This window comes from Terribacillus sp. AE2B 122, from assembly GCF_902497585.1.
Lineage (GTDB): Bacteria > Bacillota > Bacilli > Bacillales > Amphibacillaceae > Terribacillus > Terribacillus saccharophilus_A.
In genome coordinates this window covers 35436-46865 of record NZ_LR700945.1, presented here as the reverse complement: position 1 = coordinate 46865, position 11430 = coordinate 35436, and the positions used below count along the sequence as shown (strand labels likewise).

At 41.9% G+C, this 11430-nt stretch carries 14 protein-coding genes and 1 other annotated feature; of the genes, 3 read left to right on the top strand and 11 right to left on the bottom strand.

Features of this window, described 5'->3' with window-relative positions; genetic code table 11:
* Positions 1-146: 146 nt before the first annotated feature.
* The 4 genes from AE2B122_RS11130 to AE2B122_RS11115 all read right to left on the bottom strand — a co-directional run bounded on the left by AE2B122_RS11130 (position 147) and on the right by AE2B122_RS11115 (position 4552).
* On the bottom strand, positions 147-1511 hold the full coding sequence (locus AE2B122_RS11130; protein WP_095218903.1) for an amino acid permease: 1365 nt from the start codon (positions 1509-1511) through the stop codon (positions 147-149).
* 147 nt (positions 1512-1658) lie between these two features.
* Positions 1659-3005, bottom strand: a complete 1347-nt coding sequence (locus AE2B122_RS11125; protein WP_175074129.1) for an amino acid permease — start codon at positions 3003-3005, stop codon at positions 1659-1661.
* Positions 3006-3079: 74 nt separating this feature from the next.
* Positions 3080-3305 (bottom strand) — a binding site (T-box leader).
* 75 nt (positions 3306-3380) lie between these two features.
* Positions 3381-4175, bottom strand: coding sequence for a 2-keto-4-pentenoate hydratase (locus tag AE2B122_RS11120; RefSeq protein ID WP_175074128.1), 795 nt, complete (start codon positions 4173-4175; stop codon positions 3381-3383).
* Between the two features lie 188 nt (positions 4176-4363).
* Positions 4364-4552, bottom strand: a complete 189-nt coding sequence (locus tag AE2B122_RS11115; RefSeq protein WP_038558421.1) for a hypothetical protein — start codon at positions 4550-4552, stop codon at positions 4364-4366.
* Between the two features lie 133 nt (positions 4553-4685).
* Here AE2B122_RS11115 and AE2B122_RS11110 point away from each other — a divergent pair, with 133 nt between their 5' ends.
* The gene (locus tag AE2B122_RS11110; protein ID WP_175074127.1) at positions 4686-4862 is read left to right on the top strand and encodes a hypothetical protein; all 177 of its coding nucleotides are present in this window, start codon (positions 4686-4688) and stop codon (positions 4860-4862) included.
* On the opposite strand, the gene AE2B122_RS19510 is transcribed toward AE2B122_RS11110, so the two are convergent.
* Entirely contained in the window at positions 4856-5038 is a 183-nt protein-coding gene (locus AE2B122_RS19510) for a hypothetical protein (RefSeq protein WP_371809566.1), read from the bottom strand. The genes AE2B122_RS11110 and AE2B122_RS19510 overlap by 7 nt on opposite strands.
* Entirely contained in the window at positions 4950-5489 is a 540-nt protein-coding gene (locus AE2B122_RS11105; protein ID WP_175074126.1) for a DUF2306 domain-containing protein, read from the bottom strand. Before AE2B122_RS11105 ends, AE2B122_RS19510 begins: the two co-directional genes overlap by 89 nt.
* Positions 5490-5928: 439 nt before the next feature.
* Between AE2B122_RS11105 and AE2B122_RS11100 the strand changes: the two genes are divergently transcribed.
* Positions 5929-6744 (top strand): hypothetical protein, encoded by an 816-nt coding sequence (locus tag AE2B122_RS11100; protein WP_175074125.1) that lies wholly within the window; start codon positions 5929-5931, stop codon positions 6742-6744.
* An 85-nt stretch (positions 6745-6829) separates the two neighbouring features.
* Here the strand turns inward: AE2B122_RS11100 and AE2B122_RS11095 are convergent, their stop codons facing one another.
* On the bottom strand, positions 6830-7396 hold the full coding sequence (locus AE2B122_RS11095) for an NADPH-dependent FMN reductase (RefSeq protein ID WP_175074124.1): 567 nt from the start codon (positions 7394-7396) through the stop codon (positions 6830-6832).
* A complete protein-coding gene (locus AE2B122_RS11090) occupies positions 7393-8463 on the bottom strand; it encodes an LLM class flavin-dependent oxidoreductase (protein ID WP_175074123.1) in 1071 nt (356 codons plus the stop codon). The genes AE2B122_RS11095 and AE2B122_RS11090 overlap by 4 nt, the downstream gene beginning before the upstream one ends.
* A gap of 118 nt (positions 8464-8581) precedes the next feature.
* Here AE2B122_RS11090 and AE2B122_RS11085 point away from each other — a divergent pair, with 118 nt between their 5' ends.
* Positions 8582-8950, top strand: a complete 369-nt coding sequence (locus AE2B122_RS11085) for a helix-turn-helix domain-containing protein (protein ID WP_038558413.1) — start codon at positions 8582-8584, stop codon at positions 8948-8950.
* Between the two features lie 43 nt (positions 8951-8993).
* Here the strand turns inward: AE2B122_RS11085 and AE2B122_RS11080 are convergent, their stop codons facing one another.
* From AE2B122_RS11080 to AE2B122_RS11070, 3 genes are all read right to left on the bottom strand, one after another.
* A complete protein-coding gene (locus AE2B122_RS11080; protein WP_175074122.1) occupies positions 8994-9632 on the bottom strand; it encodes an FMN-dependent NADH-azoreductase in 639 nt (212 codons plus the stop codon).
* A gap of 177 nt (positions 9633-9809) precedes the next feature.
* Positions 9810-10316 carry a DUF3231 family protein gene (locus tag AE2B122_RS11075; protein WP_175074121.1) on the bottom strand — a complete coding sequence of 169 codons (507 nt, stop codon included), beginning with the start codon at positions 10314-10316 and terminating at the stop codon, positions 9810-9812.
* Between the two features lie 115 nt (positions 10317-10431).
* Positions 10432-11292, bottom strand: a complete 861-nt coding sequence (locus AE2B122_RS11070) for an SDR family oxidoreductase (protein ID WP_175074120.1) — start codon at positions 11290-11292, stop codon at positions 10432-10434.
* Positions 11293-11430 lie beyond the last annotated feature (138 nt).

Genomic DNA, 11430 nt, shown 5'->3' with positions numbered 1-11430 from the left:
CCACGAGGAGGCTGAGGCCGTGCCCGTGGAAAGCGGAGTGTTCTGCCGAAGCGGCGCTCAAGATTAACATTCGGTTTTAAGTAATGGGAATTTAGTTATGTCCCAGCTGCACAAAAAAAAGCCCTCCAAAAGAGGGCTTTTTCTTATCAATTATTTGCTGCATTATTCTTCGCTTTTACCCGAACCTGATAAACAATTAACAAAATAATGAACCATACTGGTGTGACAAACAAGGCAATACGTGTATCTTCAGCTAATGCTAGTACTACGATAACAAATGCCAGGAATGCCAGGATTAGATAGTTGGATATCGGAGATAATGGCATTTTGAATTTGCTTTTCTTTGCTAGCTCTGGACGTGTCTTACGATATTTCAAGTGGGCTAGAACTGTAATACCCCAGATGAAGATAAAACAGACTGTCGAAATGCTAGTAATTAAGGTAAATACACCTTCAGGTATAATATAGTTCAGAATAACCGCAATTAATATGACGATTATGGAGAAGAACAATGCGTTCTTCGGTACTTTACGTAAATTCAGCTTTTTGAACGGCTGCGGTGCGTGGTCTTCCTTAGCTAAACTATAAACCATACGGCTTGTACTAAAGACCGCACTGTTACAAGCTGATGCTGCTGATGTCAAAACGACAAAATTGACGATACCTGCAGCTGCGACGATACCAACTGCTGTAAATACTTGAACAAACGGACTTTCCGAAGGATTGATTGCATCCCATGGATAGATACTCATGATAACGATGAGCGCACCAATATAGAATACAAGGATCCGAATCGGTATGTTATTGATTGCTCTTGGAATGACTTTTTCCGGATCCTCTGTTTCTCCGGCTGTCAGACCGACAAGTTCAATTCCGACAAAAGCGAAGACAACCATTTGGAATGACAGAATAAATCCATGGATGCCATTTGGGAAGAAACCGCCATGATCCCAAAGGTTCGCAAAGCTGGATGGTCCAGCATCTGTCGAGAAACCGCGGAGTATCATAAACACACCGACAACAATCAATGCCAGGATTGCAACAATCTTAATTAAGGCAAACCAGAATTCCATCTCACCGAACAGTTTCACAGTCGCTAGGTTCATAATGAGCAGTATAACAAGTGCAACTAGACCCGGCATCCACTGCGGCACTCCCGGGAACCAGAATTGTGTGTAGATTCCCACTGCAGTCAAATCGGCCATCGCAATCGATATCCAGCAGAACCAATAGGTCCATCCAGTAACGAAGGCAGCCCTATCACCAAAGTAATCACCGATAAAGTCCACGAATGATCCATATCCAAGATTACTTAATAGAATCTCCCCTAACGCTCGCATGATAAGAAAACAGAAAATACCGGTAATTAAATACGCAAATAAAATGGATGGTCCAGTCAGATGAATCGATTTCCCGGCACCAAGGAATAATCCCGTACCAATCGCTCCGCCAATCGCGATCAATTGGACATGCCTGTTTTTCAATCCTCTGGCTAACTTTTCTTCAGCCATATGTTATGCTCCCCTCTTCCTTCATTTCGAGCATGGAAACATGTAGTATAGCCCTGACTCAAAATAAGTATACTAGTATATAGTATCTGAACAGAAACAGGGGTGCAATAATCAAATTTTTCTAAAACTTAACTTTACAGGTGAGAATTATAGCCTATTTTTACGCTTCTTTATGAAATATGCTCCGATAATTACTAGATAGATAGCCAAAGTCACTGCTGTAATGATCACAGATGTTGTCCATATTACTCCAATCAGGATCAGTAACAGTGCAAGGATTGCAAACCATGTCGTCACAGGAAATGCTTTGACATGATATGTCGACTTATCAGTCCGACCTTTCCGGGATTTCAAATGGGCAAAAGCAATAATCAGCCAAATGAATAGAACCGTGTAACCTAGTGATCCCATCAAATAATCAAATGTCTTGCTTCCTATAAACAAGGAAATAAGCACACCTACATATAAGAAAGAAGTACAAACAAGTATAGCGACAACCGGCACTTGTCTTTTTGACAGCCAAGCGAACCGTTTCGAAATTCTGCCGTCGAGTGCTTGCGTATAAAGCACGCGTGATGAGCCATAAAGACCTGAATTCATGGACGAGATGATTGCCAGTAAGATGACTGCGTTCATGACGTGATCTGCTCCCGGAATTCCGATAAGCTGGAAGACAAGCACAAATGGACTTACTGCTGATCCGTTCACTTCATTCCACGGAATAAGACTCACAATAATGAAGAACGGAAACAGATAGAAAGCGATAATCCGAGTCAGCGTGCTGCGGACTGCCTTTGGTACGACCTTTTCCGGATTTTTCGTTTCAGCCAACGTCACACCAATGATTTCTGTTCCTCCATAGGAATAAATAACAACAAGCATTGCTGTAACTAGACCTCCGGCACCATTCGGGAAAAATCCGCCATGTGCTGTCAAATTACTGAATCCGGGAGCTGTGTGATCTCCGAATGAAACAAGCAGCAGGACGACACCAGCAAGAATGAATAGAATGATAACACTTATTTTGATTAATGCCAGCCAGTATTCTGTCTCTGCGAATGCTTTAACCGAGAAAAGATTGACTGCTGTCACAAGCACCGCAACAATCAGCGTCAATAGCCATACCGGATAATCAGGAAGCCAATATTGCAAGAAAATTGCTGCCACTACAGCTTCAGCCGCAATGTTTAACACCCACATCTTCCAATAAATCCAATCCAAGAAGAATGCCGGAAACTTTCCGATACTATTTTGTACTAAGTCACGGAAGGTTCTTGCTTCCTTATTTTGTACTGCCATTTCGGCAAGACCTTGCATAACGAATAAAAGAATAATGCCTCCAATTAAATAAGCAAGGATGACAGATGGTCCAGCCATATCGACAGCGGAGCTTGAACCTTTGAACAAGCCGGCACCGATTGCCCCGCCCAACGCCATCATCATAATATGGCGTGCTGTCATTGTTCGTTTTAATCCATGTTGATCTTTCTTCATGATGTTGCCTCCTTGTTGTTCTCTAGCATTTCTCCAAAGAAAAAAGCCTTCCGTCTCATCTCCATCTAGGATGGAAAAGAGACGGAAAGCTTCTTTACTTCCGCGGTACCACTCTTGTTGGTTTTATAAAAACCCACTCTTCACCTTGTAACGAAGGTCACTCGTCAAAACCTAAAGAATAAATCTATCAGTTCTGCTGCTCCAGGGTGAGTTCGAAGGAAGACATAGTCTGCGTTTCACCAACCCGCAGCTCTCTATGGCTATGCCTATCCTACTACTACTCCCATTCGTCGCTTTTGTTAAAATATTTCGATCAATTTCGAATTATTCCTAACTATAATCGCAGCAGAATAGTTTGTCAACATTTCTTACAAATTAATAGACACGGAGTTTCACGTTGCCTAGCAAACTGAAATCAGCTTCGTATAGTCCCTTCCCTAACGGAATTGGAGATAGGAATGTACAGGAGCTGATTACCATTCCTTTTTTCAGGAACAAATTCTTTTCAGCTAATTTCTCTGTCAGCCAAGCTACCGAAGTGACGGGATTTCCCATAACTTCCGAGGCAAATCCCGTACCTACCTCTTTTCCGTCATGTGTTAAAGTAAGCTTGATACTTCCCACTTCTCTTAGTGCCAAATCATCTCGGCCTTTTTCAGAAACAACCACTTTTCCTGTCACGCCATTATCACAGATTAAGTCCATCAGCTGGAACTTCGGGAACCAATCAGCGAAACGGGAATCGGGTATCTCTATACCGGCTGAGAGGATACTTTTCGCTAATATCTCCTCTTCTTCCGCTCCAATACTTAAATCCTCTTTTAGTACAAAAACAATCTCCGGCTCGAGTAGTGGAGATAACATCGAAGCCAGCTCTATTTCTGTATCACCAGTATGTATTGTATCTTCAAATAACGTTCCATAAGCTGGCTCCTTCGCTCCGAATAATGCCTGCGTGGCGGGACTTGTCATACTTATTTTATGTCCATTACTTTGCTTGCCAGTTTTTTCGGCTCTTCTTTTGGCAAAAGTCTCTTGTACTTCATAGGCCTGTTCTACTGTAAGGTGATGTTGTTGGCTGATAAATTTTATTGGCTGCTTTATTTCCTGGACTTCAAGCAGCTGTGCTGCTAGTTCCTCTTTATCAACTTGTTTTGTTTGTTCTGGCATTTCTTTCTCCCTCTCTTTGTTTGAATTGTCTGATTTATAAGATTATATTATACGCATATAGTAATTTCCAGGAAAATTCCGTTATCCAAATTTGTTTACCAGTATTCCTCTGTCTAATACACACACTATCCTCTGTTGCCACTCAACAAAAAAAGCACCTATCTTTGATAGGTGCTTGCATTTTGCCCTTATTTTTCGATTACTTTTGCATTCGTCACATTCGCAAGATTAACAACTTCTCCAGCTACACCGAACCAGCCGTTTTCACTTGCCTTAATCTCGTTGACAACGTGAACATAAGATCCAGACTGATAATCTGTGAATGTGTATTTCTCCCCACCAATAAACGTAAACTCTACATCAAACTTTTCCTGCACGAATAGTGCCTCCTTCAAAATCATCTTCATATATGGATTTCCCTTCGCTGACTAAGTTAAACGCTTATTTGCTTATTATCAAACTATTTAGTAATCTTGAGGTATAGCATCTTTGCTATAGAGGGAGATTATGATGGAAAAGTATATATTCTTGCATCTTGTTGGAACTTTCATCCTAGTCGGCGGTATTTACTTATCTTTAAAGCATACAATAATCGGTGCTTGTATGGCACTATTCGGGGCGCTTCTTCTCGGTATCGGATCCTATTTAATACCTAGTAAAAAAACGAAGCAGCCGAATCATCAATAGGAAAAGCTTTTTTTACGCTGCAAGTATACAAGCATAATGAGTATATTCGGGACCCAAGAAAGCCAAGCAGTGTAAGCATAATACACATCATATAGAGCTGGGCCGAAAACAAACATAAACATACCTAACCAGATTCGCAGTGTGACAGCAGCGAATGTCACACTGTAAATGACCATTGTCCAGCGTCGATGCTGGGCTATTTTTCTTTTGGGTTGCTGCTTTCACAGCAAAGAAGACTGTTACCAGCCAGGTGATTGCCATCAAGGCAAAACCTATTTTTGCAAATGTTCCCCCAGATGCATAGTAAGCCAAATAAAGACCAGTTATCCCTCCACCAATTACCCCTGCTGTATAAATATAGCCCATCCGTTTGTGTAATACTTTATTCTTTTGTCTGATACTATCCAGGAGCAGAAACGGACCAAGTACGAGCGCGAAGATACTTGTGGCAATGTGTATACTGAGCATGATTCTCCACATATCTGATAAAACCTCACCAGAACTGATTTTCTGCATTACCATGCCTGCTTTATCCAATCCGACAAACCCGTACTGAACTACAGAATATCCAGCAATACCGATTGCCAGCAAAGTCACAACACCCAACCGAATTCGTTTCAGGATCATTTCATCCTCCTATTTTGACCAGCGATCAGTTTTAGTTATAATAAAAGACCACTCAAATGTAAACAAAATCCTCTTGTCTACATTATTATTGTTCGACACTTTCTTCCAAATAATCACAAAATAAGCCTCTATATACAAGATATCAAACCGCTTACAATATAAGTAAGACAAGTATATGACGGAAGGATGATGCAATGTGGTGCTTAACATGAAATGTATCTCCATCTTACATGCTTTTAAGAAAGGTGATCCAGGCGGTGCGTCCATTCTATTTTGGCAACACCCTACATACAGCTTATTTACAAAAAAATTCACTATTACCAATCTCGACTGAAAGCTACACAATATTTATTAATTTTACAATGAAATAATTGGGTACAAATCCCATTTGTGTTACAGTTGGAAAGGTAGATAACTGTAAAAGATTGGATGGATAGAATTGATAAGACGCAAAATACGATTACGCTTTTTTGCATTGCCTATTCTTCTTCTGCTGACTGCAGCTGGATGTAGTAATACAGAAGAGGCAAGTACATACGAAACTAATTTACATACCAAAGAAATTCAGATGGAACATAAAGATACACCTACTTCTGCAGTGCTTGAGAATGAGTTAACAACTGAAGCTAAAGCAGAGTCCGAAACACAGCAGGATGCAAACGATGATAATGCTGACACAGATACGGTTAGTCAGGCCAATACTAGTGAAACAAACCCAGAAGAAACAGAAACTAGCGAGGATAAGACCAAGTTTATAAATAGCTCTGATGAAGCTGTTGCTCTGCTTAAAGATCGACTTTCCATCACCGATGACGACGATCTCATTGTTGATTCTTTGGGTGGAACCCTCAAGAAGGATGGCTACGGTGCCTACTATACTTTAGTCACAAAAGTAAAGTCATGGGTAGAGAATGGTGGATCTGGTACCGCAGACACTTACCTTGTGTATGAAGACGGAACGATTATCGATCAAAGCGCAAGAAATGCCTCACAGGAAACCACGAATTCGAAGCTTGTAGGAAGCGCCGATGAAGCTATTAATCTAGTAATTAAGCAGCTTGATTACTATGACGATGATTTCCTAATTGATTCAACAGGCGGAGATACGGAGGAAGATGAATACGGCACGTACTATTATGTAATTGTAAAGTCCAAATCAGCAATGGAAAATGGCGGAACCGGATCTGTAGGGATTTACCGAGTATATGAAGATGGCACAATTATCGATGCATACGCAGAAGCTGCAGGTAGATAACTTATAAAAAAACACTAAATAAAACCGGATGAATTAGTAATTAAAACTAATTCATCCGGTTATTTATTTTCTAAATCACTTCTCATCAAAAATCGTATTCTGCTTCTTTTTTTGTTCGTATGGAAGCCTGTGCTTCCGCCAGGTCGAATGCATCTTCAATAAGTCTCTGCACTCGTAAATGCACATCATCATTCATAATTTTTCCGTTCAGAAAATCCTTTTCTTCTGCAAATACGTACGATGATACAAGATGAGCTTTCATATACGAAAGAATTGGTTTCAGCTGCTGCTCGGCCACTAGGAAATGTTTTGCTGATCCAGCAGTGACTACGATAGCTGCGACTTTATCGCGTAATGCCTGTGTCGGCAGCAGGTCGAATACATTTTTCAATGTACCTGGAATGGACGCTTGGAAGATTGGTGTTCCGATAAACAGAATGTCTGCTTGCATAATCTGCTCGGTTACGTATGCTGTATCACCAGTGTAATCCAAGTAGTTTCTTCCATCGCTGAATTGCAGCTGATAGTCTGCCAAGTCCAATAGCACATGTTCTGCATTAGGATAAGCCTTATTCATCTCTTCCCAAAGAAGTGACATTGCTGTCTTTGTCTTTGATCCGACAATCGAACCGGATATACCTACCACTTTCATTGCTCAGCGCCCCCCTGCTTTGTATATTTCTTGATAGCCGGTAAAATTTCAGTACCAATATACTCGATGTTCCGTGCCATTTTCTCGAAAGGCACACCGCCGAAGTCAAGCTGGGCTAAATAACGCTGATGACCGAATTGCTCATGCTGATAGAGGATTTTCTCAATGATTTGCTGCGGGCTGCCGACATTGATGATGCTTCGGTGATCGGCACCTTGTGCAAATAGCTGTTTCGGGAACCCTTGTCCATTCGTCTTTTTCATACCTTCATTTATGTGCGGATAATAATCGCGTAACGCTTCCTGTGTTGTCTCCGCTGCATAGAAGAAGCCTGTCGTTGCTACTGGCAGCTGAGTCGGATCGTATCCACGTGCTGCCAGCGCTTCCCGGTAAGTATCAATCGTCTGTTTGAACACGCCTGCCGGTCCTCCAAGCATTGCCACTGTCATCGGTACACCAGCATAACCTGCTTTGATTGCGCTGGCAGGTGTTCCGCCCACAGCACGCCAAATCGGCAGAGAGCCAGTGACTGGACGAGGCAGTACCTCTGCATTACGCAAAGGTCTACGGTATTCACCGCTCCAATTAACGATTTCTTCCTCGTTTAGTTGAAGAAGCAAATCGAACTTCTCTTCGAAAAGCGCCTCATAGTTATGCAGGTCGTATCCAAGCAATTCAAACAACCCAACACGTGATGCACGGCCAGCGATAATTTCTGCGCGTCCATTAGATATTAAGTCGAGCGTCGCAAAGTTCTCATACACTCGTACAGGATCTGATGTACTAATGATTGTCGAGGAACTGCCGATTTTGATTTTTTCCGTAGCTTGCGCAATTGCTGCCAGTATAACAGCATGAGCCTGCGATGCAAAATAAGGCTGATGACTTTCACCAACACTGAAGAAATCGATACCAGCCTGATCGGCTAGCTGAGCAAGCCGAACCATCTGTTGAATCCTTTCTTTGGCAGAGATACGTTCGCCTGTTCGTGGATCAGCCAAGTGGTCTCCTAATGTGTATATGCCAAATTCCATACCCTTACTTGGGTCAATGCGGTATTTTTCCATAGTTCTGTCTCCCTAAGCTTTATCGTACAACCATTATCCTCCAAAGTACTCTTATTGGAAAGTACGCACTTCAAAGTGGTATAGTATAGAAAAGGATACTGTGAATGGGGGATATAAGATGAAAGATGTACCTGTAGAAATTCAGCCGGAAATGTGTAAAGTGACGGATGCGCTCGGTATTCTTGTAGGAAAGTGGAAACCAGTCATCCTTTTGCATCTGCTTAATAGTGGAACGCAGCGCTTTAATGAACTGAAGCGTAGTTTACCCGGTATCACGCAGAAAATGCTGACAAACCAGCTTCGTGAATTAGAAGAAGAAGATATCATCGAACGTAAGGTATACGCGCAGGTTCCTCCGAAAGTTGAATACAGCGTTACGGAATACGGAAGAAGTCTTGAACCAATTTTGCATGCAATGCATGAATGGGGAGCCAAGCATACAATCCATAAGCAATCAAAGAAACATAATCAAGCAGAAGCTAAATAAATACAAAAAAAGATGAACTGTCGCCAGTTCATCTTTTTTTGTATTATGCTAAAGTTTTCAAACGTGCAGCTGCTTCTTTCACTTGTGCAAGACCAGCTTCTACGATTGAAGCTGCTTCGCTAGGAGATGCATTATGACCTTCGATGATTACTTCATCGATGATTTCCATTCCGAAGATACCGCCGAATACATTACGCATGTAGTTAACAGCCATTTCCATTGGTGCAGCTTCTGGTGCAGAGTATACGCCGCCGCGTGCATTTAGGAAGATTGCTTTTTTGTCAGTCATCAATTGAATCATGTTGCCTTCTGCATCATATTTGAATGCAAATCCTGCAGCATAAACGTAGTCGATGAATGTTTGCAATTTAGCAGGAATAGTCAAGTTCCATAGTGGGAACGCGAATACAACTACATCTGCTGCTGTAAGAAGATCCATCGCTTTTTGTTTTGCAGCCAATAGACGCTGCTCTGTATCATTTAGTTCAGCACCAGTTTGTACTTTACCGAAAGCATCGAACAACTCTTGGCCGAAGTAAGGTGTATCCTCTGCGAATACATCATAAGTAGTAACAGAAAGATTTTCTGCACCTTCAATTTCTTGCATGAAAGACTCATACATTTTGCTAGAAATCGCCTCGGTAGCCGGGCGGTTATTTGCTTTAACAACTAATACGTTCATTCTGTAAAACCTCCATTATTCCTCATTCAGGATCGTATTCCCCTAAATCCCCTGTTATCTATTATTAAGTTTTTTAGACACTGCAACAAGTACGCACTTAAAAGTGGCATAGTATCTTTTAGGATACTATTGGGAAGATACAGCAAAAAAGCAGCCTATCCAGGCTGCTTCTTCATCTTAATCTTCTTTATTTTGATACAATGGCGGCGGAATCAGCCAGCCTTTTTCCTTCAAAAGCTTCAGGAATTTCGCACCTAACATCGCTTTGTTTGTATGGAACTGTCCGAACATCATGCCAACATCTTCTCTGATAGACTGACCCATCATCGTACTGCAGCTGACAAGACCAGCCGCTGTAGCTGCAGAAGCTGTAGCTGCAACATCAGGATCAATAAAGCGTGCTCCGACTGGGATAGATTCTAGATCTACTTTCGGGGGTTCCGGAGCAGCAGGAGGTAATGCAATACCATTAGCCTTCAGTATTTCCGATACTTGCTTAACCTCTGCCTGTGCGCCATCAATTGCTTCGCCGATCAATTTCTTCAGATCATCATCACCAACATGATTCAACAGCATCTGATGATTTGCAATCATCTTATTACCTGTCAAAACAAACGTCCACAGACCATATACTTCTCCATAATGCAACGGCTCATCCTGCGGGTTTCCGCTCAAAATTCCCATTGTCATCCTCCTAAACAAGTTCATACTTGTGCCGCCTTTCCCTTGCACAGATATTAGGATGAGCCAATTCAGGAAAAATTATGTACAAAAAAAGCCGGCCCTTAGGCCAGCTTTTCTACGCTTGTTCCTTTATCTGTTCAATTCCTTTACGAAGTGGCGTCACTTGTCTGCCAAGCAATTTTTCGAAATCATCACTCGCTACTTCCAAAGCACCCTCACGGATTCCTTTTTGGATATCAACAAGCATAGGTAGAAGAAATTCAGGGACACCTGCTTCTTTCATGATTCCTGCATAAGTCTGATCGTCCACTTGCTGGACTTGTACTTCCTTACCAAGGACATCGCCTACTTCTTTTGCAATTTCTGCTTGAGTAAGGAGTGGTCCTGACAGTTCATAGATTTTATTCTCATGCCCTTCACCTGCCAGTACAGCTGCCGCAGCTTCTGCATAATCCTGCTGCAGTGCCCAGCCGACTTTCCCTTCTTCTGCAGACGTCACCCACGGCGCTCCTGCAAGCACTCCTTCAATACTTGAAGCTTCATTTTCAAAATACCAGTTATTGCGAAGGAATGCGTAAGGAATTCCTGTGTCCATGATCGCTTGCTCTGTAGCTTTATGCGTCGGAGCCAGGAACAACTCACTTTCCTGCGCATTTACAACGCTTGTATAAGCAATAAATTTTACATTGGCCTTAGCAGCTGCTTTCACTGCTTGGGTATGCTGGCGAATTCGCGTGTCATTATCTCCATCTGCAGAAATAAGCAATAGACGATCGACCCCAGCAAATGCTTTATCCAAAGAATCAGGCTGATCAAAATCCCCCTGCCGCACCTCTACTCCTTGCGCTTGGAAGTCTTCAGCTTTTTCTGGATTACGAACACTTACCGCTACATTTTCAGCAGGAACTGTTTCAAGTAGTTTTTTTACAGTTTTGCTTCCGAGATTTCCGGTAGCTCCAGTTACTAAAAGTTTCATATATATTGCCCCCAATTTCATGTAATTAATTACGTTACTTGTAATCAATATAGTTACCAGTTGGTCTTTTGTCAAACGGTAGGACTTATAAGAACAAGAAAAACACGTGTAAACTTATAGTATTTCACAATATAAATG